Below are 25827 nucleotides of genomic sequence, written 5' to 3'. Positions count from 1 at the left end.
AAGGTGTCGGCGCCGTGGCGGGCGAGCGTGGCCAGATTCTCGTTGGCCGAGCTGTCGGCCCGCCGGTTGGTGATGGTCACGTCGGTCATCTCGGTGCTCCTGTCGGCGTCGACGATCTCGAAGCGAAGAAATTCGGTCGGCGAGTGGACTATGTGGTCCAACTAACGCTCGGGTGCGGACAAGGTCAACCTCGGGCGTTCCTGTGCCGTCGGCGACTCTGCTCTGATCGGTTCGGGCGGGAGGTGGCAGGGGTTCTCTGGAGCCACCGCGTCTGACCTGCATATATATCGGCGGTGCGCGTGCCGGGTCCGTCGTCGAGGTCGAGTGGGCTCGCGGCATGTTCCTCCGTCGCGGGCAAAGGTTTGTTGCTGTCCAAGCAGGTGATTGGCGCCAAGAGTGGACTTGACCGACCAGTTGTACCGCGACTAGGTTCGGGGCGTCCGACTGGGTGCCGCCGCTAGCGCGAGCTGCCCGACTCAGACCCACCGGCGCCGAGTTCCACGGACGTCGCGCCACTTTCGCGGGACGGGTTCTGCGAACACTAATCGCGGTTCGGTGGGTGGAAAGGAACAACCGTAATGAGTGAGAGCTTCGAGGGCCGCAAAGTCGTGGTCGTCGGTGGCAGCAGCGGCATGGGCCTCGCCACGGCCCACCAGGTGGTCGCCGGAGGTGGCACCGCCGTGATCACCGGACGAGACCAGGACAAGGTCGGGACTGCAGTCGAGGCCTTGTCGCGGAACGGAAAGGCATGGGGCATCACGGCTGAGCTGACCGACCGCGACCAGGTGCCCGAGGTCCGAAAGCAGCTCGCCGCCGAGCACGCCGACGCGACCCTGCTCGTCAACGCCGCGGGCTTCTTCATCCCGAAGGCGTTTAGCGAGTACGACGAAGCCTTCTACGACTCGTACAACGAACTGAACCGCGCGCTGTTCTTCATCACGCAGACCGTCGTCGCGGGCATGGTCGCCGGGGGCCGGGGCGGCGCCATCGTCAACATCGGCTCGATGTGGGCGCACCAGGGCATCGCGGCGACGCCGCATACCGGCTACTCGGTGCAGAAGGGTGGCCTGCACTCGTTCACCAAGGCCCTCGCGATCGAGCTGGCGCCGCACCGCATCCGGGTCAACGCGGTCGCGCCCGCGGTCGTGAAGACACCCCTGTACCTGGGCTTCGTCCCAGCGGACAAGCTCGATGAGACCGTCGACAGCTTCGACAGCTTCCACCCGCTGGGGCGTGTCGGCAGCCCGGAGGACATCGCGAATGCGGCGTCATTCCTGCTGTCAGACAAGTCGAGCTGGATGACCGGCGCCATCGTCGACGTCGACGGCGGCATCATGGCCGGCCGTAACTGACGCTCGAAACGTAACGCCGGCATTCGCGCCGGCGGGGCTGCGGACGTGCCCGTACGCGTCCGCAGCCCCTCGAAGCGGGGAGACCACCGGCAATGTCGGTGAGACCGTGGCTCGCCGGAGAAGTCGACGGCAGCGAGGTCGAACATCAGCGGCACAGGTCGGGGCGGGGCGGGCGCGCCCCGGCTGGCTCGCGTGTCGGTGACGGAGGGTGGGCGTCACGCCTGCACAAGCTCTGGGCTCTGAATTGAACCGGTCATTGTTTCGTAAGTTCATACGGGGTCCGGTGTTGTTTCCTTGGAATCCGGCGCACGTCTGACGCCGATTGACCTCGAAGGAGAAACTATGCAGAACGTACGTGTTCGCGCGCTGCGTGTATTCGGCGCGGGTGCGGCTGTCGCCGCAGCCGCCGTCCTGGGCCTGGCCGGACAGGCCTCGGCTGGGGTAACCGGTCCGGCGTTCTACGTGGATGGACAGCTCTACCGGACCGTCGGTACCCCGACGGACTTGTCGCACACTGGCGCACCCGACCGCGCGTGGGACGTCATCTACAGCTTCGGAGACGTGCAGCAGAACGTGGCCGAGGCAGCACCAGGCGACGCCGGCTACAACGGCGGCCGGTGGCAGGTTCATGCGCTGGCATTCCCTGCGGGCTACGCCGCCGCCGTGACCAACGGTGACCTGGACGGCGACGGGGTGCTGGATTCGGTCCTGGAGGTTCGGGCAGCGGTGACGGCTGGGAGTGCCGTCGACACCGGTGTCGTCAAGCAGTTCGAGTGCCCCGCTATCCCGCTGCACAACTGAGTGCCGATCTTTGCCGGCCATCACTAAGTCCCAGCACAAGACGCTCTGTTCAGAGTGACTAGCCGGCTTGCTGCGTGATGAGGCCGTGGTGGGGATGCGGTGCGTGCACCCCGGGCAGGCCCCTGGCCTGCTGGCAACGCAGGCCTGAGGGGTCGCAGAGGCTCCGGGGTCAAGGGCGGCCCGCAGGGCCGTCGCGTCAGCGACGCGAAGCGCCCTTGACCTTGGAGGAGGGGCGGCCCCGCACACTCCGCGCCGCATCCCACCACGGCCGGCGGTGACTCGCCCTACTGCGCGGCGATGCGACGGCCGCCGCGCCCGGGCCGGCTGCCAGCCCACCACCTCACCGGTCAACGGTGTCGTTCTGCGGCGGCCCTCCGGGCTCCCCGCACTCTGCGCCAGCCGCCGGGCATAGGCGGGCCGGAGCGTTCGATCGACGCGGAGGACATCCGTACGCACATCCGACAGGTACTCGAAGGCGGCGAAGAGGCGTTCCTCCGCCGGTACACCGAGGACGGCGGCATCCGCCTAAGTCTGGCGCCTTCACGTACGGCCCCTGGTAGCCATTGCCGAGCAGACGGTGGCGTTGGTGTCGGAGGCAACTCATGGCCGACAGTGGCCGCCATACCCGCAACTGATCGCACACCTGCCGGAGCCCGGACGGCGGCGGCTGCTCGCCATCGCTGGATACGCACCGATCGACGCTCGGGTGGCCGCACTGCACGCCCTACGCCTGGATGTCCAACGGCCGCCGCCGCTGGTCCAGCATCTTTCAACAGAAGTGTTGACAATCTTGTCGCCAGTCGCCTAGCGTCGGCGCAAGATCTGTTGGGGGTAAGCCATGGAGAGAATCGCCAACGGCGACGTGGCCGTCCGACAGGCAGACCAGGTGCGGTTGCGCGAAGCGACCACCAGCGGTGACTTCATCGCGGGCCAGCGGCTGATCGAGGCCGATCTGGTGACCCTGCGTGGCGCCTCCCGCAATGCCGCCTGGCTCGCCGTGGACTCTCTGATGGTCGATCGGATCACGAATCGCGGCGCCCGCGTGCGTACGGTCTCGACCGCGGAGACGGTGGCGGTCAGCGCGTGCCGTATGGCGCTTGACGGTCTGATCGCGGTGAAGGCCGCGCCGCACGCCACGGACGCCGAGGTAGGCGCACCGCGCGTCCATGCCCTGCGGATACGGCAGGCAGCGCAGGCGGGCGAGCTGACAACGAGCCGGCGGCCCGGACCCACCTGAGCCGACTTCGCCGCCGCCCTGACTAACGAGCGCCTGACCTTGCTACCAAGAGGAGACTCCCGCATGAGGACTGTCGTCGTCACCGATCCACCGCGCGCCGACGTCGGCGATGCGGAACGTCTGGGCGGGTACGGTGTCGCCACCGTGCACGAGGCGCTCGGCCGCGTCGGCTACCTTGGCCCCGAGTTCCGGCCCGCGTGGCCGGGTGCGCGCATCGGTGGCACTGCCGTCACCGTGCTGTGCTGGCCCGGGGACAACCTGATGATCCACGTTGCGGTGGAGCAGTGCCGGCCAGGTGACGTCCTGGTGGTCGCGACCAACTCGCCCTCGACTGACGGACTGTTCGGTGAGCTGTTCGCCACCGCCCTGGCCAAGCGGGGCGTCCGTGGCGTGGTGCTCGCCAGTGGGGTGCGCGACGTCGCGGAGCTGCGTGAGATGGGGTTCCCGGCGTGGTCGCGGGCGGTCAGCGCGCAGGGCTCGGTCAAGGCCACGGCCGGGTCGGTGAACGTACCGATCGTGCTCGGCGGACAGACCGTTCACCCCGGTGACGTGATCGTCGCCGACGACGACGGCGTCATGGTCGTACCCAGGGCCGATGTGCCCCGGGCGCTGACTGCCGCGCAGGCCCGGACGGATAAGGAGGACGCCAGCCGCGCCGCTTTCGAGCAGGGTCAGCTGGGCCTGGACCGCTACGGGCTCCGTGACAAGCTCAACGACTTCGGCATCGAGTACGTCTCCTACGACGAGTACGTCATGGGTGAGCGGTGAGCTACGACGACACGGGGGTGCGCTGCACCATGATGCGTGGCGGCACCTCCCGTGGCCTGTACTTCGAGGCTGCCGACCTGCCGGCCGACCCGGCCGAGCGGGACGAGCTGCTGCTGCGGCTGATGGGCAGCCCCGATCAGCGCCAGATCGACGGCCTCGGCGGGGGCACCTCGCTCACCAGCAAGGTCGCGGTCGTGAGTCGGTCGGCGAACCCGGACGTGGACGTCGACTACCTGTTCCTTCAGCTCGGCGTCGATACCGCGACGGTCAGCGACCGCCAGAACTGCGGCAACATTCTGGCCGGCGTGGGGCCCTTCGCCGTCGAACGCGGACTGGCCGCGGCAGGGCCGCGCGAGACCAGCGTACGGATTCGGATGGTCAACTCCGACAGCGTCGCGGTGGCCACCTTCCCGACCCCGGGTGGCCGTCCCGAGTATCGTGGCGACGTTGCGATCGCTGGGGTTCCCGGCACCGCCGCGCCGATCGTTCTCGCCTTCACCGACACGGCGGGCTCGGCGACCGGCAGCCTGCTGCCGACCGGCAGGGTCCGGGACTCGATCGACGGCGTCGACGTGACCTGTGTCGACAACGGCATGCCGCTGGTCGTGGCGCGGGCCGAGTCGCTCGGCCTGACCGGCTACGAGACGCACGAGCAGTTGGCTGCCGACGTGGCGCTGCTCGAGCGCATCGACGCCCTGCGTGTCAAGGCCGGCGCCCTCATGGGTCTGGGGGACGTGAGCCGATCCTCCGTACCGAAGACGGCGCTGGTCGCCGCCGCGCGCGACGGCGGCCAGGTCTGCACCCGGTCGTTCATCCCCGTCCAGCCGCACACGTCGATCGGTGTGCTGGCCGCGGTCAGCGTGGTCACCGGCATGCTGCTGCCGGGGGCGGTCGGTCACGAGCTCACCGCGGACTGGCCGGCCGACCGCTCGCAGGTCGACGTGGAGCACCCGACTGGCCACTTGCTGGTGGACGTGACCGTCGACGCGGGTGTCGTTCCACCGCGAGTCGTCCGCTCAGGTGTTGTACGCACTGCCCGCAAGCTCTTCGAGGGCATCGCCTTTACGCGCTGACGTTGCCCACCCGTGATCCGTGTGCTCATCGACGATGTGGAGACAACATGCCCCCGCTGCAGAACCCGGAGGCCCGCACGGCCGTCCGCATCGCCGTCCTCGGGCTCGGGGAGGCCGGCTCGGAGATCGCCCGCGATCTGGCAGCGGCCGGCGCCGACGTCCGGGGCTACGACCCGAAGGTGCCGGCCGCCGACGGCGTCGCCCCTCGAACCGACGAGGCCGACGCGGTGCGCGACGCCGATCTGGTGCTCAGTGTCAACAGCTCCCACGACGCGATGGACGCGCTGCGCCACGCGTTGCCTTCCGTGCGGCCAGGGACGATCTGGGCCGACCTCAACACCGCTTCGCCGGGTCTCAAGGCGGCGCTCGCGGAGACGGCCGGGGTGCCCGTCCCGGTCGTCGACGTCGCGCTGATGGCGCCGGTACCGGGCAAGGGGTTGCGTACCCCGATGCTGGTGTCCGGCGCCGCCGCCGACCGGTACGCGGCCATCCTGTCCGGCTTCGGCGCGGAGGTAGCGATTCAGCCGGGGCCGGCGGGCGCGGCCATCTCGCGCAAGCTGCTCCGCAGCGTCTTCTACAAGGGACTGGCCGCAGCGGTGGTGGAAGCGGTGGCCGCCGCGGAGGCGGCAGGCTGCGCGGACTGGCTGCGCAACAACATCAGCACCGAACTGGCCGGCTTCGACCAGCGCACAATCGACAGGCTGATCGACGGGACCCACCGGCACGCCCGCCGGCGCGCGGACGAGATGACCGCTGCCGCTGAGCAGCTCGAGGAGCTGGGAGTCCCGCCGCGGATCAGTGCGGCAACGCGTGATCTGCTCATCGACCTGCGCGACAACGGTGGCCGATAGTCCGCCGGCGCCGGCCAGGCGGACAGCGTCCGCCCGGCCCTAGTCGGCGTCGGCCTCCTGGAGTGCGGTGATGACGCTGCTCAAGTGTGCGCGGGTGGCGACCTCGGCGTCGGCGGGTTCGCGGCGTGCGATCCCGTCGATGATCGCGAGGTGCTCCCGGAGGGACACCTGCGGGCGGCCGGCGCGCAGCGCGAGCCGGAACTGGTGGCGAACCAGCTGACCGTTGAGTCGGTCGAGCAGCCCCGAGGCCACCGGTTGCGCCGCGTATTCGCGTACGAGGCGGTGGAGTTCCCGGTTGAGCGCTGAGTACTTCATCGGGTCGCCGTCCGCGACCGCACGCTGCATCTGGTCGCCGAGATCGGTCAGTACGGCGATCTGCTCGTCGGTGACCCGTTCGGCTGCCTTGGCGGCACACAGGCCCTCGAGGACCATGCGGCACTCGGTGATCGCCACCGCCTCGGCCACGGACACGACCCGTACGCGGGCGCCGCGGTTTGGGATGCGCTCGACCAGTCCCTCGGCGGCCAGGTCGAACAGTGCCGTGCGGAGACTGGCGCGGCTGACGCTGAACGCCTCGGCGAGTTCTGCCTCCACCAGCCGCTGTCCGGGCGCGAGATCGCCGTTCATCAGCGCGGCGCGTAGTGCGTCGGCCGCCAGCCTCGTGGCAGCGGCACCCTCACGCGGGGTCTTGGCCAAACCGGACCTCCTCAGTCGCGGATGAGTATATGGCCTCTGTGGAGTCCGTGGTGAAAATATTGTCGACAATCTGCTCGACATCTATTGCGACGATGTTGCGTGGTGGTTACGGTCACAGTTGCCGAGCGGCATTCGCGAGCGTGACGCGGGAGGCCATCAGGCCCCGGATCACATCGCCTGCCGGTAAACGGAGCTGGTTCTGCCGATCAGCCCACCCCAAGGAGCCCTGGGACACGTGATCATCGACTGCCATGGCCACTACACGACCGCGCCGCAGGCGCACACGTCGTGGCGAGAGGCGCAGCAGGCGGCCTTCAGCGCCGGCGAAGAACCGCCGGCCTACCCCGGCATCTCGGACGACGAGATCCGCGAGACGATCGAGGGAAGCCAGCTGCGACTCATGGCCGAGCGCGGGATCGACTTGACCATCTTCTCGCCGCGCGCCTCGGCCATGGGCCATCACGTCGGTGACGAGGCCGTCAGCAGCCGCTGGGCGCAGGTCTCCAACGACCTCATCGCGCGCGTGGTCGAGCTGTACCCGGACAACTTCATCGGAGTCTGCCAGCTCCCGCAGTCGCCCGGAGTCCCCATCTCGCACTCGATCGCTGAACTGCGACGCTGCGTGTTGGAGCTCGGGTTCGTGGGATGCAACCTCAACCCCGACACCAGCGGTGGCCACTGGACCTCCCCGCCGCTGACCGACCGCAGCTGGTATCCCTTCTACGAGGCGATGGTAGAGCTGCAGGTGCCGGCGATGGTGCACGTCTCGGCGGTGACCAACGCAAACTTCCACGCCACCGGGTCGCACTACCTCAACGCCGACACCACCGCGTTCATGCAGTTCCTGCAGTCAGACCTCTTCAAGGACTTCCCAGACCTGCGATTCGTCATTCCGCACGGCGGGGGCGCAGTGCCCTACCACTGGGGCCGCTTCCGAGGGCTCGCGGACATGCTCAACCGCCCCGCGTTGGACGAGTCGGTCATGAAGAACGTCTTCTTCGACACCTGCGTATACCACCAGCACGGCATCGACTTGCTCTTCAGCGTCATCGGCGTCGACAACATCCTGTTCGGCTCCGAGATGGTCGGCGCGGTCCGGGGCATCGATCCGCAGACCGGCCACCACTTCGACGACACCCTGCGATACGTGGACGCGCTGCACCTGGCGCCGGGAGACCGAGAGAAGGTCCTCGAGCGCAACGCCCGGCGGGTCTACCCGCGACTGGATGCGGCACTGAAGGCCAGAAACCGTTGAGAGCCGAGTCTCCCCGCTCGATCCCGCAGCCGACGAAAGGAACCGTCGTGGACGCCACACCACCGCCGCAGTCGGTGCCGACGACCGTCGGCCGCAACGGCCGCGGGCGGACAGCCGCCGACGAGGCGTACACGAGACTGCGCGAGGACATCGTCAGGGGGCGGCTGATGCCCAACCAGCGGCTGGTCGAGGTCGACCTAGCCGTCACGCTCGGAGTAGGCCGCACCGCCGTCCGCACTGTGCTCGCCCGACTCGAGCAGGAGGGGCTCGTGGTCCATGAGCCGAACCGCGGGGCCCGGGTGCGGATGGTGACCGAGGCCGAGGCCCTGGAGATCACCCAGGCGCGCGGCGCGCTCGAAGCACTCGCTGCCCGCGAAGCCGCTACGAAGGCCACACCAGCGGAGGTCGCTTTCATGCGCGAGACGCTCGCGCACATGTCGGCCTGCCTGAAGGCGGGCGACCTGCTGGCGTACTCGGACGGCAACGCTCGGATGCACGCGAAGATCATTGAGGCGTCCCGGCATCACACGGCCACCCGGCTCATCGCCGGGCTCAAGGCACAGATGGTGCGGTTCCAATACCGCACGGTGCTCGTTCCCGGACGGTCCGCCCGGTCCTTCGTCGAGCACACCCGGATCGTCGACGCCATCGAGGCGGCTGACCCGGACGCCGCCGAGGCCGCGATGCGCTACCACCTCTCCCATGTCGCAGACACCCTCCGCGAGATGACGTCCGCCCACGCGCAGCACCACGCGTCTGCACCCGACCTCGTCCACTTTTGAATCGAGAGTCCACAACATCACAGCTCGACCGGCCACCGCGGTGCCACACGTCGCGGGGCGATGTCCTGATTCCCCTTGGAGGCTCCGTGAGTGACCACCCCACCCCCTCGGCCCGAGCCCGTGAACTCGTCGCCGGGGCGTACGACACGCACATCCACGTCGCGCCGGACGTGATGCGCCGGCGCATCGACGACGTCTCGTTGGCGCGCCGGTTCGCCGAGGTCGGCCTGGCCGGCTTCGTACTGAAATCCCACTATGTGCCCACCGCCGAGCGGGCCGAAGTGGTGCGCAACGCCGTACCCGGTGTGGACGTGCTCGGCGCTCTCACGCTGAATGGCTCGGTCGGCGGGCTCAACCCGGTGGCAGTGGAGATCGCGGGCCGGCAGGGCGCGCGGATCGTCTGGCTGCCCACCGTGGACTGCGCCAACCAGCGGGAGTGCCAGGCCTGCGAGCCGGAGGGCGCCACCCCGCCCATGTGGGCGCAACTGCAGGCCGACCTGGCCGAGCAGGGCATCATGGCCCCGGCGATCGACGTCGTCGACTCCGACGGCGCGATCGTGCCGGCGCTCCGGGAGGTGCTGAGCGTCATCGCCAAGCACGACATGGTGCTGGCGACCGGGCACCTGTCCGGTGACGAGATCACCACGGTCGTCGACGCGGCGGCCGACCTCGGGGTGCGGCGCATCGTCGTCACGCACCCGGAGTTCACCTCTCAGCGACTGTCGGTTCAGGTGCAGCGGCACCTGGCCGAGCGGGGCGCGCTGATGGAACGCTGCTTCACCACCCCGTACACCGGAAAGGTCAGCTGGGACACCCTGTTCGACCACATCCGGCAGGTCGGCCCCGAGCATTCGCTCCTCTCCTCCGACCTCGGCCAGCCGTTCAACCCCCCGGTGGAGGACGGTCTCGCGCTGCTGGCCGACCGACTGCTGGAGGCCGGGTTCACCGAGGACGAGGTACACGTGATGGCAGTGACGAACACCCGCCGCGTCGCGGCGGCGCCGTCGGCGGTGACAGCATGAGCGCCGCCGTCATCGAGGTGCAGGGACTGTCCAAGCACTTCCGCAAGGACGACGAGGAACTGATTGCGCTGCGCGGCGTCGACCTGACCGTCGAGCAGGGGTCCTTCCTGGTGTTGCTGGGACGCAGCGGTTGCGGAAAGTCGACCCTGCTCAACCTCCTCGCCGGGCTGACCCCGCCGACCAGCGGGCAGATTACGTATGGCGGCAAGCCGATGCGCGGACCCAACACGCAGGTCGGCTACCTGACCCAACACGACACGCTGATGCCGTGGCGTGACGTCGCCCGCAACGTGCAGATGCCCCGCGAACTGCGTGGGGAGAGCAAGAAGGAACGCGCTGCCGTCGCCGCCGAGCTGATCAAGCTCGTCGGTTTGGACGGCTTCGAGCGGCACTACCCACGCGAGCTGTCCGGTGGCATGCGCCGGCGCGCCAGCCTGGCCCGGATGCTTTGTGCTGACCCGGAGACGCTGCTGCTCGACGAGCCGTTCGGAGCGCTCGACGCCCAACTGCGCACCGAACTGCAGGGCGAACTGCTACGGCTGTGGTCCGGCAGCGGGCGCACGGTCGTCTTCGTCACCCACGACATCGAGGAGGCGCTGATCCTCGCCGATCGCGTCGTGGTGCTCGGGCCGGTCGGAACGATCCTGCTCGACCAGTCGGTGGACCTGCCCCGGCCGCGCGATCCCGACGACATCCGGGTCGATCCACACTTCGTCGAGCTGCACCGGCGGCTGTCCGCGGCGCTGAAGGAGGGGGCGCGATGAGCGCGACCACGACCCCGCAAGTGGGCTCGGCCACCAGGCCTGCGGGCCCTCTGCGGGAGACGTCCCGGCGCACCTGGCGCCAGCGGCACGGCCGCAAAACCCTGATCTGGGGGTGGCGGATCGGTCTGCTCGTCGTCCTGCTGGTGGTCTGGCAGGCACTGTCGGGTCCCGTCCTCGACCCGCAGTTCGTCAGCAGCCCGAACGGCATCGCCACCCGGCTCGGCGACTGGGTCGCCGACGGCACGCTGTGGTCGAACACCTGGATCACCGTGCAGGAGATTGTGCTCGGTTTCCTGGTCGGTGCGCTGTCCGGCGCCGCGTTGGCCTACCTGATCGCCTCCGTCCGAGTGGTCTGGGACATCCTGGACCCGTTCCTGATGGCGCTCTACGCCATCCCGAAGGTCGCCCTGGCGCCGCTGTTCATCGTCTGGTTCGGCATCGGTACCGACATGAAGGTGCTGCTCGCCGCCGTCACTGTGTTCTTCCTGGTCTTCCTGAACACGGCCGCCGGTGTGCACGAAGTGGACCGCGCGCTGGTCGACGCCGTGCGGCTGATGAACGGCACCCGCCGGGACATCGCCTTCAAAGTCGTCCTGCCCGCCTCGATGACCGGTCTACTGACCGGACTACGGGTCTCCATCCCGTACGCGCTGATCGGCGCGGTCATCGGTGAGCTCGTGGCATCGAACCGTGGCCTCGGTTATCTGATCAGTGATTCGTCCGCGAAGTTCGACACCGACGGAGTGTTCGCCACCCTCGTCGTGCTCAGCGTCATCGCCGCCGTCCTGAACGCCATCGTCAACCTCCTGGGCAAGCGGGCCAACCGCTGGAAGCCCCTGGACGCCGAGGCCTGACGGTTGGTGCCCGGTCAGACACGCGACAGCTCCCCATCCGTCCCTCAGTCGAAAGAGTCCACCATGTCCCGTAGTAGAACATCCGTATTGCGCCGTTTCGGGGCCATCGCCGCCGTCTCGGCAGCGCTGCTCGCCGCCGGCTGTGCCAACAAGGGCAGCAGCAGCGAACCGGCCACCGGCGCCGACGCCATGCGCCTCAACGTCGGGCAGATCAGCGACTCCGTCGCCTTCTTCCCGCTGTTCGTCGCCGAACACGAGGGCTACTTCAAGGCCGAAGGGCTCACCCTGGGAGAACGGCCCCGGCTCGGCACCGGCGCCAAGCTCGCCGCAGCGGTCCAGTCCGGCAGCATCGACATTGCCGGCGGTGTGATGACCGACGCGTTCAACCTGTACAAGATCAACAATAAGGCGCGTGTGGTCGGCTCCCTCGTGGACGCCTACTACGTCGACATCATCGCCGGATCGAACATCCCGACCGCCGGCGACTCGGCGCCGCTGAACGAGCGGATCCAGGCCCTGCGCGGCAAGAAGATCGGCATGACCGGGCCGGGAAGCGGCACCGAGGCGCTGGTGAACTACCTGTTCAAGCAGGCCAACCTCGACCCCAAGAACGATGCGACCCTGGTCAACCTCGGCGCTGACGCGTCCGCCGCGATCGGCGCGCTGAAGGCCGGCCGGGTCGACGCCCTGTCGTTCTTCCAGCCGATCGGGCAGCAGGCCGTGGCCACCGGAGTCGGCCGTATCTACATCTCGCCCGCTCGCGGTGACATCCCTGCTCTCAAGGACGCCATCCACGGTGCCGTCTTCACCACCCAGAACGTCATCGACCGCAAGGGCAAAGCGGTGGCTGCGTTCCTGCGCGCCATCGCCAAGGCCGAGCAGACCATCAACGGTGACCCGGCGAAGGCCAGCGAACTGCTGCAGCAGTACCAGAAGACGATGAACGCCCAGACCGTTCAGGCGCTCGTGCCGGTCCTGCAGGCGGAGATCCCCGACGCCCCGACACCCACCGAGACCGCCTACAACGTCTCGGCGGACTTCCACCGGCAGACCGGCCTGGTGCCCACCACGCCCACGTTCACCGACATCGTTCCCTCGGAGTGGATCGCCACGGCGCTCAAGGGCTGAGAAGCAGAAGGCGTCTTCGTGTCGACCGGACCCCTTGCGACGGGTCCGGTCGGTACAAAAGACCGAACCGCGTCCGTTTCCGAGTCAGAGCGGCGCGACACCGGCATGTGCACCGACTACAGGTACGCGCAACGACTGACGCCGCCGGATGCGCCGCCCGCATGTCAACGAGGGAGGGCAGCAATGAATTCGGTGCGTGCACCCGGGCCCAGCGATGACCTCGTCGCGGCACTTCGGGAGGCAGTCGACGGGGATGTCGACGACTCCGAACGCCGCCGGGCCGAGTACTCCACGGACGCGTCCAACTACCGGGTGCCCCCGCGGGTAGTGGTGGCCCCGCGAGACAACGACGACGTGCTGGCGGCCCTGGACGTAGCCCGCCGCCTCAAAGTGCCGGTCACCGCCCGCGGCGCGGGTACGTCGGTGGCGGGCAACGCAGTCGGCACCGGAATGGTGCTCGACTTCTCCCGGTACATGGACCGGATCATCGCGCTCGACCCCGATGCCCGCATCGCCGTGGTCCAGCCGGGTGTGGTGATGTCCTCCCTGCAGGCCGCAGCCGCACCGCACGGGCTTCGCTTCGGGCCGGACCCGTCGACGCAGAACCGGGCGACGCTGGGCGGAATGATCGGAAACAACGCGTGCGGTCCGCATGCTGTCGCCTACGGGCGTACGGCCGACAACATCGTCTCGCTCGATGTCGCCGATGGCGCCGGGCGCCGATTCCACGCCGGCGCCGGCGCGGGCGCGCTGGACGCGGTCGCGGGCCTGGACGCCCTGGTGCACGCAAACCTGGCGACGATCCGCACCGAGCTGGGCCGCTTCGGCCGGCAGGTTTCCGGCTACTCTCTCGAGCACCTACTTCCCGAGCACGGCCGCGACCTGGCCAAGATGCTCGTGGGCACCGAGGGCACCCTGGTCACGGTCCTGCAGGCCACGGTGAACCTCGTGCCCGTGCCGGCCGCCCCGGTCGTCGTCGCGCTGGGATACCCGGACATGCCCACGGCCGCCGACGCCGTACCCGCGCTCGTGGCCCACCGGCCCCTGGCGATCGAGGGCATGGACGCCCGCCTCGTCGAGGTTGTGCGCCGCCACCGCGGAGCGGGCGCGGTGCCACAGCTGCCCGCCGGTGGCGGATGGCTGCTCGTAGAAGTCGGCGCCGACGTCGGTGAGAGCGTCGACGACGCGCTAACCCGGGCGCACGCGCTGGCCGCAGACGCCGGCACCGACGCGGTCCGGGTCGTCCCCGCAGGGGCTGAGGCCGCGGCGCTGTGGCGCATCCGAGCCGACGGCGCCGGACTGGGCGGACGGACCCCGGGCGGCGCGCCGGCGTGGCCCGGCTGGGAGGACGCCGCCGTCCCACCTGAACGGCTGGGGGACTACCTACGCGACTTCACCGCGCTGATGGCGGACCGTGGCGTGGACGGGCTGCTGTACGGGCACTTCGGGGACGGGTGCGTACACGTTCGCCTGGACCTGCCGCTGGAGACGCCCGCCGGGATCCGGCCCTCGCGAGCATTCCTCGAAGCGTCCGCGGACCTCATCGCCTCCTACGGCGGGTCACTCTCCGGCGAGCACGGAGACGGACGGGCCCGTTCGGAGCTGCTGACGCGCATGTACACCCCCGAGGTGATCAGCCTGTTCGGCCACGTCAAAGCGCTATTCGACCCGGAGAACACGTTGAACCCCGGGATCGTGGTGGACCCCCGGCCCCTGGACTCGGACCTACGCCGGCCCAGCGCGCGCCCCACCTCGTCCCGACACGGGTTCGCCTTCGCCGACGACGGCGGAGACTTCACGCGCGCGGTCCACCGCTGCACCGGAGTGGGGAAGTGCCGGGCCGACAACTCCGGCGCGGGTGGCTTCATGTGTCCGAGCTACCAGGCGACCCGGGACGAGAAGGACGTCACCCGCGGCCGCGCGCGGGTGCTGCAAGAGCTGACCAACGGCTCGCTCATCACCGACTGGCGCTCCCCGGCGGTGCTCCAGTCCCTCGACCTGTGCCTGTCATGCAAGGCGTGCTCGACGGACTGCCCCACCGGCACCGACATGGCCCGCTACAAGTCCGAGGTCCTCCACCGCGCCTACACGGGCAAGGTGCGTCCGCGCAACCACTACATCCTCGGCCAGCTGCCCCGCTGGTCCTCCCTCGTCACCAAGATGCCAGCCCTGGCCAGGCTGGCCAACACAGTGCTCAGGATCCGCCCCATCGCGAGGGCGGTGCTCGCCGCAGGCGGGATGGACCCCCGCCGGCAGATCGTCACCTTCGCCGAGGAACGCTTCTCCGCCTGGTTCAGAAAGCAGGGCCGCGCGACCACGCCTGACAGCGCGTCGCTCGCCGCCAGGCACACGTCGTCCTTTCCGCCGCGGCCGGTGGTGCTGTGGGCGGACACGTTCTCCGACACGCTGGATCCGGCCGGGGCACGGGCCACAGCCGCCGTCCTGCAGGAAGCCGGATACACCGTGATCGTGCCCGAGAAGTCCGCCTGCTGCGGGCTCACCTGGATCTCCACCGGGCAGCTGGACGGGGCCAAGAAGCGCCTGACCGACCTACTTGCCGTCCTGGCGCCCTACGCCACCGATGGGATCCCCATCGTGGGCGTCGAACCCTCGTGCACTGCCGTGCTGCGCTCAGACATGGTCGACCTCCTCCCAGACGATGCCCGCGCCCGGATCCTCGCAGCCGGCATCTACACCCTCGCCGAGCTGCTCACCGCCCCCGCCCCGCTAGGCCCCGGTCCCGGCTGGGCCCCGCCATCGCTAACAGGCGTCGACGTCGTCGCGCAGCCGCACTGCCACCACCACTCAGTCATGGGCTGGGAAGCCGACGCCGCGCTCCTGACCCAGGCAGGCGCGTCCGTGACCCGGCTAACCGGGTGCTGCGGGCTGGCCGGCAACTTCGGCATGGAGGCCGGCCATTACGACACGTCCGTCGCCGTCGCCGAGAACGCCCTGCTGCCCGCCCTGCGCAACGCTGGGCCGGACACCGTCTACCTCGCGGACGGCTTCTCCTGCCGTACCCAGGCCGACCATCTCGCTGGCCGTCAGGGCGTCCACCTCGCCGAACTCCTCGCTCGCGGCAACTACTCGCCAACAGGGACCTGGTGATGGTCTCTGGCCCGGCTCACAGAGGCTCATCTACGGAGAGCCCCGCAGATCTCGGAGGTGCTGCCGTAAGTCGAAGCCGGGCCGCTCAGCAGGCCTGATCCGACCCGGTGGAAGGCCGGGCCCGCAGCGACCACCGGCGAGACGGCGAGTGCGGTCCCTGGCTACTCCTGGACGGAGACGTCGGGCAGGACATGGACGTGCTCGACCACTATGAGCCAGACACCAGGTGGCAAGGAATCCAACCACCGCAACGCGGCAGCCTCTCCTGACACTGAGGAGAGGATATCCGGAGGTGTCAGGACCAGCGCACGCCCTGGCGTGCGCTGGTCCTGAACCGCTGCTCAGAGTCGGAATCTCGGCGTGCCCGGCTCCGGGAAGGTGCGCGTGTACGCCTGGATGTAGCTGTCGAGGAACGGCGAGCGTTCCCCCGCGGTCGGCACGTCATCCGCGGTGCTCTCCGTCGACAGCCGTAGGATGGCGCCGGTCACGCTGATCGTGGCGCCCGACGGCGTGTCCCGCCAGCTCCCGGTCGTGATCGAGCCGATCTCGACCGCGAGCCTGTGCCCGGCCTGCAGCGTCCAGTCGGTCGACTTGAGGTCGAACCCGACCCGGCCCTTCTTGACCAGCGACACGTTCTCGTCGAACATCACCGCCGTGCCGTCGGGCGCCACGTCCCACACCTTGACCATGACGTTGCCCGCCGCACCAACCGTGAGCTCGACGCGCGGCGTGGCGGTCAGCCGCGTCTCCTGCCGCACCACGTCGGACCACACGAGGTAGCTCGACGCCGGCTCCGCGGAGGCCGCGTCGGACGACGGCGACGGCGAGGCCGCCTTGCGCGTCGCCCCGAGCCCCTCGAGCCTCGGGGCGCTCTCCATGTCCCACTGCCCGTAGCTCTTCGGGAGGGCGAGCGTGGACGGCGACGACGCGTACGGCACGCCCGCAGCCCCGCCGTCGTCGACGTAGGTGCCGTTGCCGAGCGCCACGGCGAGGCGGCGGTCGGGGGTCGGCCATGTCGGCTCGGCCCGCCACCCGCCGAGGTTGTCCTCGATCGAGTACGTGGGGTACGTCGTCGTCGGCTCCTCGCCCTTGAGGTACTGGTCGTAGAAGCTCATCACCTCGTCGAACCAACCCTCGCGGCCCATCGCCAGGCGTCCGTCGGATACGCGGTCGTTGCCGCGCACGTGATCCCACTGGCCCAGCCAGCCGCGTTCGGGGCCGACGTGGTTCTTGAGGAACTCCTCCATCCCCTCGGGCTTGGTGTTGTTCTCGATGAAGCCCGCCGTGACGAACAGCGGAGTCGTCGTGCCCTTGGCGTTGGCTGCCATGTCGCGCGCCTGCCAGAAGGGGGCGTTCGGGTCCGGCTCGTAGTTGTCCGCGATGTTCTCGCTGAGGCACTCGGGGTGCGACTCCTCGTACCGGGCATTGGCCTGGTAGCGCGAGGTGTCGTCGGCCAGCGGGTCCATCGTGGCGATGTTGTTGTAGGAGTTCGGCGTGCCGGTGGCGTTCGGGCGCGGCACCCCGTTGGAGAACAGGTAGTTGTACCCGGTCCAGATCGACTCCTGCGCCACGACCGCCTTGAGCTGCGGCATCTTGAGGTTGTTGCCCATCAGACCGGTGGCGCCGTCGTACGACTTGCCGTACATGCCGACGTTGCCGTTCGACCACGGCTGGGAGGCAGACCACTCGATGGCCGCGCGGACGTCGTTCTGCTCGCCCGGGCCCTTGTTGTCGAGGCAGCCGGTGGACCCGCCGAACCCGCGCAGGTCGACCATGACGTAGGTGAAGCCCTCATCGAAGAGGTCGGCGCCCTCGAGGAAGTCGTTGAAGCGTGCCGACGGCCCAGTGTGGGTGAAGCCCTCGGGCCCGGTCTGCCCTGCGTGGCCGAAGTAGGGCCCGACGGCGAGGATGACGGGCGTCTTCGCGCCCGCCGGCAGTCCCTCGGGCCGCAGCACGTCGGCGTGCAGCTCGACTCCGTCCGTCGACGGGAAGTAGTGCTCCGTCCAGACCGAGCCCTCCGGGACCCGGTCGTTCTCCTCGTGGGTGATCCCCTCCGGCGGGACCTCCGCCGCCGTCGCGGGGGCCGCCGCTGCGATCCCTCCCGCGAAGACGCTCGCGGTTAGCAGCACGCCGAGCGCCGCCGCCGTCGTCCGTCTCTGCATCGATGTCTCCTCGTCGTCCGTGATGGTCGCGTCCCGCCGATCAGCCGTTGCGGACCGGAATCTCCTCGTAGCGATTTGGGTCGATGTCTTCGAAGGTGTTGTCGACGAGGGAGTCGATGATTCCCATCATCGCCAGTTCGTGGACCTTCGCGATGAATCCGTGCCGCCACTGCGGGTTGGCGTGGCGCTGACGGCCGGCCTCCATCAGCACGCTTGCGCTGCCGCGCAGCTGGTAGGTGGCGTTGGCCGAGCCGGCCAGGTTGAGGTTCTGCGGGTAACGGGTGACGCCGGAAAACGTCGAGCCTCCGCGCTGGACGCCCTCCCAGGCGGCGACGTTCGCCCGGCGTGACGCGTCCCAGCCGAAGTTCGGATACATGGTCCCAGCGCCGTGCGAGCCGGGGTCACGGAGGAACTGCGCCGAGATCGACATCGGCGTGTGCAGGTCGGGAGTATGCGCATCGCCGTCATCGAACGTGTTGCAGGGCGCCTGATTGTGCAGGTCCACGAACACGTCAACGAGGCCGAACTCCTGCTCCAGAGCGGTGTACAGGTCGCGCGAAGCCCGCGCCTCGGGGGTGAGGTACATGCCGCGCACCGAGCCGCTGCCGGGAAGATGCCCCGCCTGCGGCGCATAGTCGAAGTCTGGGTTGAAGTCGCGGTTCAGGTCGAAGCCGGGTACCCGCGGATCGGACCAGAATCGGGGTCCCGGAAGCGAGTGGTAGAACGCCGACGGCGCGCCCGCGAGCTGCGGGAACATCGAGACCGTATCGTCCCAGGTCTGGTGGTTCTCCCGCTGGTAGGGTATTGCCCCGTCCGGGTTGAGCTGCGGGACGGCGACAATGGTCACTGCTTCGCGGATCTGCTGCGATCGACGTGAGCTGTCGCTCAAACTGTTGAGTACGTTGACGAGTGCGATCGTTCCCGTTGGCTCGTTCGCATGGATCCCGGCCTGTAGGAAGACGACCTTGGCGCCGGAGCCCACTCGGACCGAGTAGATCGGTCGTCCCTGGTTCGACGTCCCGATAACGTCGGTGGTCACACCCTGGCCCGTGTGCTCAAGCTTCTGCACCACGCGCTCGATTTCCGCAGGCTGGTAATACCCCTCGACCGTCTCGCTTCCCTGGCCTTCCGGGAACTCATTGCACTGCGAGGGATCCGCTCTGACCGGCGACGGTGACTCGACCATCGCGACCGACGTGAACGCGAGTGCGGCCAGGACACCGACCCCGAGCACTCGACGTATGCCAGGTAATGTCGTCACCAATTTCGGTCCTCATCTCCGTGGTCTATGACCGGCTGGACTCCCTGCGGCCGCGACCGCCACCAGCTTCCTCGCCGATGCTGTGATCATCGTCGATCAATGTATTTGGCCGCGCGTCGGAGGGGCACCGAACACGTGCAGGGATTTCGAGCGCCCGTTTAGGACATCCGTCGAGACCGTGTGTCGGTGGACCCGTACGACCGTGGCCCGCTCGAAGTGGCCCTCAGCCGGACCGGACGGCGTCCGGTGCCGATGCCCCATCGGCGCCGGCGAGGACTCTGACCTCTGCGCCGGCCAGCCGACGGGCGGTCTGCCACCGGCTGTCCGGCACTTGACGTAGGCGACCGCCCGCCCGCAGGCCGGTACCGGCCCTGGGCGCATGCTCGGCGTACTCGGGCGGTCACCGTACGCCGCCGTCGGCGGGCGCCGTCCGGTATGAGCGCAGAGCCGCGACAGCTCGGCTGACGTGCGGCGTTGCATGATCACGACGATTGACGTAGTGGTGGGGCCGCCTTCCTCGACAACTGCAGCATGACGGCCCGCTCGTGCCGTCTTTAGTGTCATGCCCCGTGCGCTCTTCGGCTGCGCGGTGTCCAAACTGCGCTGAGAGTCACCAAGGGAGAAATGCCAAGGGAGAAATGTGGTGAAAGCGAAGCCCCTCGTCGCGGGCGCAGTCGCTCTGGCGGCGGCTCTGGCAGTGCAGCTCGGTGGAGCCGGCGCGGCATTCGCCGCCGGGCCAGGATCGAGCCCGTCGGACAACTCCGCCCACGGCGGGGCGGTCCTGGAGGACGTCCACAATGAGCCGACGACCGCCGTCGCAGGCAACGTCACGTTCATCGACAACGTCAGGGGAGTCAGCGGCTACTCTGCGCTGAACTTCATCAACTACGACAAGTACGGCTACGACTTCATGTTCGCCAACGGCACCGGCGGTCTGGCCGTCTGGTCGCTGAAGGACCCCAAGCACCCGGCCCTGGTCTCGAAGATCACGGCGGCCGAGCTGCGCCTGCCGGGGGACACCCAGGACAGGTTCTGGGAAGGCGAGAACATGACCGTCGACCCGAAGCGCAAGCTGGTCTTCCTCACCCGGGACCCGCGTGGCTTCGGTGGCACCGTCTCGACCGGTCAGTCCGGCGTGTACATCGTCGATGTCAAGAATCCGTGGAAGCCGGAAGTCGTCACCTTCCACCCGATTCCGGCCGGGCACACGGCCACCTGCATCAACGACTGCAAGTACCTCTGGTCGGTCGGTCCGGCCAACACGGGTACGCCAGGCCAGGACCCCTCCTGGAAGGGTGTGCCGGTGCGGGTGACCGACATCCACGACATCAAGCACCCGTACACCTTCGACCAGGCGGTCGACCTCGGTCGGCACGACGGGGTCACCGACTACGTGCACAGCGTCGACGTCGACAAGAACGGCATCGCCTGGGCCTCCGGTGAGGGTGGCGTACGCGGCTACTGGACCGAGGGCCGGCATTACGACCCGGTGCAGAAGCGCAACCGCGTCGCAACGGCGTACGACCCGGTGCCGTACGCGGGCGGAACCGTCGTGGCCACCAACCCGGCGGGCACCGACTTCTTCGACTTCTTCGACCACAACGCGTACCACAACACCGAGAAGGTCGGCGACTTCGACAAGGGCGAGCTGCTCTACATCACCAACGAGAACATCACGACCTGCTCCCGGGCGGGCGAGTTCAAGATCGCCTCGTTGAAGGGCAGCTACGACGGCGAGGGCTGGCGTTCCACGCCGGAGAATCCGTTCCGGCTGGACCTGATCAGCCACTGGTCCCCGTGGGGCAAGGAGGGCTCGGCCACCACCGGTAGCTGCTCCGCGCACTGGTTCACGGTGAACGGCAACATCGTGGCACAGGGGTGGTACGGGCAGGGCACCCGCTTCATCGACGTGTCGGATCCGCGGAACCCGACCCAGGTCGGCTACTTCCGGGTGCCGGCGGGGCAGGGTGTGACCGGCGGTTCGGCGTCGGCCGTCTACTGGCACAACGGGCTGGTCTACGTCGCGGACTACAACCGGGGCGTCGACGTCCTGCGGTTCGACGGCAAGCTGGCCGGCGCGCCGGACGACAAGATCTGTTGGAACTCGTGCGACAAGTAACCGTCTGAACGAAAGCACCGGCCCGCGCGCGGCGACCGCTGCGCCCGGGCCGGCTTTCGGTGGTGGCGGACCTGGAGGTAGAACGGTGCGACGCAGAGGTGCCGTGCGCTCGGTCGCGCTGGGCGCGGCCGCCCTGGTGGTGAGCGGCCTACTCGGCGCGTGCTCCGGCTCTGACGAGGACGAGAGCGCGCCGAAGCTGCGAGGCGAGATCACGTTCGGGGTGCTGGCCCCGCTGTCAGGCGACATGGCTGAGCGTGGGCAGGACCTCGTCGACGGGGCGCAGCTGGCTGCCGCTGAGCTCAACGATCAGGGCGGAGTCCTGGGGCGGCAGGTGAGGGTGGTCGTCGAGGACGGCGGCTGCACGGCGGCGACCGGCGAGCAGGGGGCGACGGGGCTGGCCGCCAAGAAGGTCGTGGGGATGGTCGGCGGGCTGTGTGAGGATGCGGCGGTGGCGGCGGCGAAGGCCGTGGCCGCGTCCGGCACGCCGTTCCTGGTCTCCTCCGCCCCCGCCGACCGGCTGATCGAAGCCGGGGTGCCGTCGGCGTTCCCGATGGAGGCGACGGTCTATCAGGAGGCGCTGGCCGCGGTGCACTGGATGGGCTACCGGAGCACGCAGCAGGTGGCGGTGCTCGATGACGGCTCGGCGGCCGCACAGCGATTGTCCGGCCTGGTGACCGATCGGATCAAGGCCGACGGCCTGCCGGTGAGCAGGCAGAGCACCGACAGTCCTGATCTCGCGAAGCTTGCCGGCACCGTCACCGCGTCGAAGGCGGACTTCGTCTACTGGACGGGGGCAGCGGAACCAGGTGGACGGCTGGTGAGCGCGCTACGCCACGCCGGCTACACCGGGCATTTCATGGCTTCCTCCGAGTCCGACAGCCCCGAGTTTCTGAAGGCGGCCGGCGGGGCGGCCGAGGACGCGTTCCTCACCACGGCCGCGGGCCCGAAGCTTCTCCCGACGGCGGCGGACTGGGCTGCACGCTTCAAGGACCGTTACCGACGGGACCCGGGCCGTGACGCCATGCAGGCCTACGACGCGCTCCGCGCGCTGGCGCAGGCGGTGCGCCAGGCAGGGGACACGGCACCCTCGAAGGTCGTCGACAACATCCCGCGGCTCGAAGACTTCACCACCTTCACCGGGGTGCTCCGCTTCGCCGCCGATCACTCGCTGACGTACGACAACTACGTCATCGCCCAGGTCCGGGGCGGCACGTTCACCCTGGCCAGCAAGTTGCGTACGGATTAGGTCGGATGACGCACCGGATTCAACTCGCGGGCCATCGCTGGGTCCGGCTGGTCACGCGGCTGGCGGTGGTCCTCCTCCTCGCGACCGGCGGCCTGGTCACCAACCTCGCGTCCACCGCGCAGCCGGCGTACGCCCACGCCTACCTGGTGGAGACCTCGCCGGTCGACGGCGAGGTGCTGGCCTCGCCCCCGCCGGCGGTCCGGCTCCGCTTCAACGAGGCGGTCAGCTTCAACGAACGGTCGATCCAACTGCTCGACACGAACGCGGAGAAGCTGGCGATCGGCACCCCCGGTCACGTGGACGGGAAGGCCAACACGGCGCAGGTCAGCCTGCCCACGGATCTGACCGAGGGAACCTACGTCCTGGCCTGGCGGGTCACCTCCGCGGACTCGCACGTGGTGTCGGGTGCGCTCACGTTCAGCATCGGTCATCCGAGCGCAACGGCCGCCCCGGTGGAGCAGGACGCCCACCGTGCCGTCGTCGTCGTCGACGCGGTCGGCCGTGCCCTGGCCTTTCTCGGTATGGCCCTCGCCCTGGGTGGCGCGCTGTTCGTGGCCGTGCTCTGGCCCGCCGGCCGCAGCGACCGCCGCGGCCGCCGCATCGTGTGGTCAGGATTCGTCGTGCTGGCCGCCGGCACCGTGGTGGTCCTGCTCGTACAGGGGCCGTACGCCGCCGGCACGTCGCTGGCCGGAGTGTTCGACCCGGACCTGCTCGGCGCGGCACTGTCCACCCGGTTGGGCCACGCGCTGCTGACACGGCTGGTGATCGTGCTCGCCCTCGGCGTGGCGTTCGGGCTCGCCGTACGCCATGGGTCACCCCCTGCCACCACCGGGACGGCGACCACCGCGACGGCCGGAGCGGCCGGCGCCGCCCGCCGGATCGTCCTGCCCGCGGTCGCCACGGTCGGCGCCGTCGCCCTGCCGCTGACCTGGACGCTGACGGATCACGCGCAGACCGGCGTGCAGACCTGGCTGGCCGTGCCGGCGACCAGCCTGCACCTGCTCGCCATGGCCCTGTGGCTGGGCGGCCTGATCACGCTCGCGGCCTGCGTCCTCGTCCCGGCCGGCAGGCGGGAGACCAGCCGAGCCATCACCCTGGAGCCCGCGCTGCCCAGGTTCTCCGGGCTCGCGCAGGTCTGCTTCGCGGTGATCGCGGCGACTGGCGTCTATCTGTCCTGGCGGCAGGTGGGGACGTGGGCGGCTCTCGGCGCGACCGACTTCGGTCGGCTGCTCCTCGGCAAGCTCGCCGTCGTCCTCGCCGTGGTGGGTCTCGCCGCCGGAGCGCGGCGGTTCGTGCGGCGGCGCGGCCGGGAACCCCTCGGCGTCGACGCCGCCCCTGCCGCCGCGGTGCGCCGGCTGCGCCGTTCGGTCGTGGGAGAGATCCTGCTCGGGGTAGCCGTCGTGTCGATCACGGCCGTGCTCGTCAACACCGCCCCGGCCCGCACCAGCTACGCGCCGCCGGTGCACACCACCGTCCCCGTTCCTGCCGCCGCGGCCGAGTCGGCCGCCGGGCTGCAAGACGCCTCGATCGAGGTGAACATCGAGCCGGCGCGGTCCGGCAGCAACGTGGCCGACATCTACCTCACCGGCCCGGATGGCTCGCTGGTCGCGGTACCCGAGGTCTCCGGTCAGCTCGAATCACCCGACCGCGACGTCCCGGCACTGCCGGTCACCGTCACGGCGGCCGAACCCGGCCACTACGTGGCGAACTCGATGTCCATCCCCTTCCCCGGGGAGTGGGTGCTGCGGCTGGACATCCGAGTCTCCGACTTCGACGAGACACCCGTGCGCGTCCGGTTCACGGCACGCTGAAAGGTAGGTAACACATGCGAGGCGCTGACCGAAAGGCGTCCCGGAGCCGATCGACCGCGATCGCCGCCGGCTTGCTCGCCCTCGGCGTCCTGGTCGGCTGCTCCAGCGAGAGCCCGGCACCCGTGACCAAACCCCCCTACACCGTGGACTCGGTCCGCTCCGGCCTGGTCAGCCCCAGTGACCTGGGCGAGGGCGCGATCGAGATCGAGGACGAGGGCCACTCCTCGCACGTCATCTACACGCCCCCGAACAGCATCCCGACCTGTCCGTACGTCCAACGTTCCGAGGACGTCGAGGTCACTGTGGAGCCAGCGATCGAGCCGGTGGGTGGGAATCCGACCGGACGGACCATCGTCGCCCCTCAGATCGTGGGGCCGTCGTCGCTGCCGGTTGTCACACAGGGCGCGGTGGTCTTCCAGAGCTCCTCGCTCGTGGACGACACGATGAACGCCGTCGTGGCTGAGGCCAACAAGTGCCCGGCGACGTTCAGCGTGCTCGGCGGACCGGCGACCGTGGTGGGTGAGTACAAGGTCGGCAGCCGGTCGATCGAAATCAACGGGTGGAAAGGGTTCGCGCAGCATCTCGTACACACCTCGCCCCCGGAGGTGAACCCGGAGACCTACGACGACCTGGTCACCGTCGTGGTGCGCAAGGCGAACGCCATCATCTACGTCGGCTACACCCAGATCAAGTCCGTGGGCAAGCGCGCCGACTCCGAGGAGAAGGTCAAGGCGTTGATGAAGACCACGCTGGCCCGCCTCGGCTAGTCATACTGTCGATCAATAGGAAGCTGGAGAACGCACATGCTCCGCCGAGTAGTACGTGGCCTCGTAACCGTAGGCGTGGCGGCCTGCCTCGTCGGCGTCCTACCGGCGGCGGCGTTCGCGCACGTGACGGTCAACCCGGGCACGGCCACCCAGGGCGGTTACGCCGCCCTGACATTCCGGGTCCCCACCGAGAGCGACGACGCGAGCACCACCAAGGTCGAAGTGCAGTTCCCGACCGACTCCACACTGGCCTCGCTCTCGGTGAAGCCGCACGCCGGTTGGTCGTACGAGATCACGAAGAAGAAGCTGACCACACCGGTCGAGGCGCACGGCGCGCAGATCAGCGAGGTCATTGACAAGATCACCTGGACTGCGGCGGATCCACAGTCGGCGATCAAACCGGGTGAGTACGACGAGTTCTCGGTCAGCGCCGGACCGCTGCCCGCAGCCGACCAGCTGGTGTTCAAGACGCTGCAGCACTACAGCAACGGCGAGGTCGTGCGGTGGATCCAGGAGCCAACCGCCGGTACCGACGAGCCGGAGCGGCCCGCGCCGGTGCTCCGGCTCGTGGCCGAGGCGGATGCGGCGGCGGCGGGCACCGCGCAGGCGGCGGTGGCCGTGGACAGCGCGCCCACGACGCAGTCGGATGCGGGAAGCCGGTGGGCGGTCGGACTGTCCGTGGCCTCGCTGGTGATCGGCCTCGTGTGTGCGACGATCGCCGTGCGATCGCGCCGGACGCGATGAGCGCCTGATCGGTGCTCCTCGCGCCC

At 69.3% G+C, this 25827-nt stretch carries 21 protein-coding genes; 18 read left to right on the top strand and 3 right to left on the bottom strand.

Annotated elements, in window-relative coordinates:
* The first annotated feature begins 578 nt into the window (after window positions 1–578).
* The 6 genes from D7193_RS25775 (at window position 579) to D7193_RS25750 (ending at window position 6082) form a co-directional block, all read left to right on the top strand.
* A complete protein-coding gene (locus D7193_RS25775; RefSeq protein ID WP_120782126.1) occupies window positions 579–1352 on the top strand; it encodes an SDR family NAD(P)-dependent oxidoreductase in 774 nt (257 codons plus the stop codon).
* A 342-nt stretch (window positions 1353–1694) separates the two neighbouring features.
* The gene (locus D7193_RS25770; protein WP_120782125.1) at window positions 1695–2153 is read left to right on the top strand and encodes a hypothetical protein; all 459 of its coding nucleotides are present in this window, start codon (window positions 1695–1697) and stop codon (window positions 2151–2153) included.
* An 838-nt stretch (window positions 2154–2991) separates the two neighbouring features.
* A complete protein-coding gene (locus D7193_RS25765) occupies window positions 2992–3390 on the top strand; it encodes a GntR family transcriptional regulator (protein ID WP_120782124.1) in 399 nt (132 codons plus the stop codon).
* Window positions 3391–3453: 63 nt separating this feature from the next.
* A complete protein-coding gene (locus D7193_RS25760) occupies window positions 3454–4158 on the top strand; it encodes a 4-carboxy-4-hydroxy-2-oxoadipate aldolase/oxaloacetate decarboxylase (RefSeq protein WP_120782123.1) in 705 nt (234 codons plus the stop codon).
* Window positions 4155–5231 (top strand): 4-oxalomesaconate tautomerase, encoded by a 1077-nt coding sequence (locus D7193_RS25755; RefSeq protein WP_120782122.1) that lies wholly within the window; start codon window positions 4155–4157, stop codon window positions 5229–5231. The genes D7193_RS25760 and D7193_RS25755 overlap by 4 nt, the downstream gene beginning before the upstream one ends.
* A gap of 47 nt (window positions 5232–5278) precedes the next feature.
* Entirely contained in the window at window positions 5279–6082 is an 804-nt protein-coding gene (locus tag D7193_RS25750) for an NAD(P)-dependent oxidoreductase (RefSeq protein WP_120782121.1), read from the top strand.
* A gap of 39 nt (window positions 6083–6121) precedes the next feature.
* On the opposite strand, the gene D7193_RS25745 is transcribed toward D7193_RS25750, so the two are convergent.
* The gene (locus D7193_RS25745; protein ID WP_241563411.1) at window positions 6122–6778 is read right to left on the bottom strand and encodes a GntR family transcriptional regulator; all 657 of its coding nucleotides are present in this window, start codon (window positions 6776–6778) and stop codon (window positions 6122–6124) included.
* Window positions 6779–7013: 235 nt separating this feature from the next.
* Here D7193_RS25745 and D7193_RS25740 point away from each other — a divergent pair, with 235 nt between their 5' ends.
* The 7 genes from D7193_RS25740 (at window position 7014) to D7193_RS25710 (ending at window position 15691) form a co-directional block, all read left to right on the top strand.
* Entirely contained in the window at window positions 7014–8033 is a 1020-nt protein-coding gene (locus D7193_RS25740) for an amidohydrolase family protein (RefSeq protein WP_120782119.1), read from the top strand.
* 47 nt (window positions 8034–8080) lie between these two features.
* Window positions 8081–8815: a GntR family transcriptional regulator gene (locus D7193_RS25735; protein ID WP_241563409.1), complete on the top strand. Its 735-nt coding sequence runs from the start codon at window positions 8081–8083 to the stop codon at window positions 8813–8815.
* A gap of 86 nt (window positions 8816–8901) precedes the next feature.
* Window positions 8902–9837, top strand: a complete 936-nt coding sequence (locus tag D7193_RS25730; RefSeq protein WP_120782118.1) for a DUF6282 family protein — start codon at window positions 8902–8904, stop codon at window positions 9835–9837.
* Window positions 9834–10601 (top strand): ABC transporter ATP-binding protein, encoded by a 768-nt coding sequence (locus D7193_RS25725; RefSeq protein ID WP_120782117.1) that lies wholly within the window; start codon window positions 9834–9836, stop codon window positions 10599–10601. The genes D7193_RS25730 and D7193_RS25725 overlap by 4 nt, the downstream gene beginning before the upstream one ends.
* Window positions 10598–11455 carry an ABC transporter permease gene (locus D7193_RS25720; RefSeq protein ID WP_120782116.1) on the top strand — a complete coding sequence of 286 codons (858 nt, stop codon included), beginning with the start codon at window positions 10598–10600 and terminating at the stop codon, window positions 11453–11455. Before D7193_RS25725 ends, D7193_RS25720 begins: the two co-directional genes overlap by 4 nt.
* Before the next feature lie 6 nt (window positions 11456–11461).
* The gene (locus D7193_RS25715) at window positions 11462–12583 is read left to right on the top strand and encodes an ABC transporter substrate-binding protein (protein WP_241563449.1); all 1122 of its coding nucleotides are present in this window, start codon (window positions 11462–11464) and stop codon (window positions 12581–12583) included.
* Between the two features lie 18 nt (window positions 12584–12601).
* The gene (locus D7193_RS25710) at window positions 12602–15691 is read left to right on the top strand and encodes an FAD-binding and (Fe-S)-binding domain-containing protein (protein WP_241563407.1); all 3090 of its coding nucleotides are present in this window, start codon (window positions 12602–12604) and stop codon (window positions 15689–15691) included.
* A gap of 341 nt (window positions 15692–16032) precedes the next feature.
* Here the strand turns inward: D7193_RS25710 and D7193_RS25705 are convergent, their stop codons facing one another.
* Both D7193_RS25705 and D7193_RS25700 read right to left on the bottom strand, forming a co-directional pair.
* Window positions 16033–17853 carry a CocE/NonD family hydrolase gene (locus D7193_RS25705; RefSeq protein ID WP_120782113.1) on the bottom strand — a complete coding sequence of 607 codons (1821 nt, stop codon included), beginning with the start codon at window positions 17851–17853 and terminating at the stop codon, window positions 16033–16035.
* Between the two features lie 40 nt (window positions 17854–17893).
* On the bottom strand, window positions 17894–19087 hold the full coding sequence (locus D7193_RS25700) for a M14 family zinc carboxypeptidase (protein ID WP_241563405.1): 1194 nt from the start codon (window positions 19085–19087) through the stop codon (window positions 17894–17896).
* 670 nt (window positions 19088–19757) lie between these two features.
* On the opposite strand from D7193_RS25700, the gene D7193_RS25695 reads away from it, so the two are divergent.
* The 5 genes from D7193_RS25695 to D7193_RS25675 all read left to right on the top strand — a co-directional run bounded on the left by D7193_RS25695 (window position 19758) and on the right by D7193_RS25675 (window position 25801).
* Entirely contained in the window at window positions 19758–21233 is a 1476-nt protein-coding gene (locus D7193_RS25695) for an LVIVD repeat-containing protein (RefSeq protein WP_147434453.1), read from the top strand.
* A 103-nt stretch (window positions 21234–21336) separates the two neighbouring features.
* On the top strand, window positions 21337–22479 hold the full coding sequence (locus tag D7193_RS25690; protein WP_120782111.1) for a branched-chain amino acid ABC transporter substrate-binding protein: 1143 nt from the start codon (window positions 21337–21339) through the stop codon (window positions 22477–22479).
* A 5-nt stretch (window positions 22480–22484) separates the two neighbouring features.
* Window positions 22485–24290 carry a copper resistance CopC/CopD family protein gene (locus D7193_RS25685; RefSeq protein ID WP_120782110.1) on the top strand — a complete coding sequence of 602 codons (1806 nt, stop codon included), beginning with the start codon at window positions 22485–22487 and terminating at the stop codon, window positions 24288–24290.
* 122 nt (window positions 24291–24412) lie between these two features.
* Complete coding sequence (locus D7193_RS25680; RefSeq protein ID WP_147434452.1) at window positions 24413–25057, top strand: hypothetical protein; 645 nt, start codon at window positions 24413–24415, stop codon at window positions 25055–25057.
* 36 nt (window positions 25058–25093) lie between these two features.
* The gene (locus tag D7193_RS25675; protein WP_120782108.1) at window positions 25094–25801 is read left to right on the top strand and encodes a YcnI family copper-binding membrane protein; all 708 of its coding nucleotides are present in this window, start codon (window positions 25094–25096) and stop codon (window positions 25799–25801) included.
* Window positions 25802–25827 lie beyond the last annotated feature (26 nt).

The sequence above is a fragment of the Micromonospora costi genome, from assembly GCF_003626655.1.
Lineage (GTDB): Bacteria > Actinomycetota > Actinomycetes > Mycobacteriales > Micromonosporaceae > Micromonospora > Micromonospora costi.
The sequence above is the reverse complement of the archived record's forward strand: the minus strand, read 5'-3'. Positions and strand labels throughout refer to the sequence as shown.

Excerpts from the sequence above, each read along its gene's own strand:
- D7193_RS25770 (WP_120782125.1), top strand. The coding sequence starts at position 1,695 with ATGCAGAACGTACGTGTTCGCGCGCTGCGTGTATTCGGCGCGGGTGCG.
- D7193_RS25675 (WP_120782108.1), top strand. The coding sequence starts at position 25,094 with ATGCTCCGCCGAGTAGTACGTGGCCTCGTAACCGTAGGCGTGGCGGCC.
- D7193_RS25750 (WP_120782121.1), top strand. The coding sequence starts at position 5,279 with ATGCCCCCGCTGCAGAACCCGGAGGCCCGCACGGCCGTCCGCATCGCC.
- D7193_RS25775 (WP_120782126.1), top strand. The coding sequence starts at position 579 with ATGAGTGAGAGCTTCGAGGGCCGCAAAGTCGTGGTCGTCGGTGGCAGC.
- D7193_RS25760 (WP_120782123.1), top strand. The coding sequence starts at position 3,454 with ATGAGGACTGTCGTCGTCACCGATCCACCGCGCGCCGACGTCGGCGAT.
- D7193_RS25765 (WP_120782124.1), top strand. The coding sequence starts at position 2,992 with ATGGAGAGAATCGCCAACGGCGACGTGGCCGTCCGACAGGCAGACCAG.
- D7193_RS25725 (WP_120782117.1), top strand. The coding sequence starts at position 9,834 with ATGAGCGCCGCCGTCATCGAGGTGCAGGGACTGTCCAAGCACTTCCGC.
- D7193_RS25720 (WP_120782116.1), top strand. The coding sequence starts at position 10,598 with ATGAGCGCGACCACGACCCCGCAAGTGGGCTCGGCCACCAGGCCTGCG.
- D7193_RS25705 (WP_120782113.1), bottom strand. The coding sequence starts at position 17,853 with ATGCAGAGACGGACGACGGCGGCGGCGCTCGGCGTGCTGCTAACCGCG.
- D7193_RS25685 (WP_120782110.1), top strand. The coding sequence starts at position 22,485 with ATGACGCACCGGATTCAACTCGCGGGCCATCGCTGGGTCCGGCTGGTC.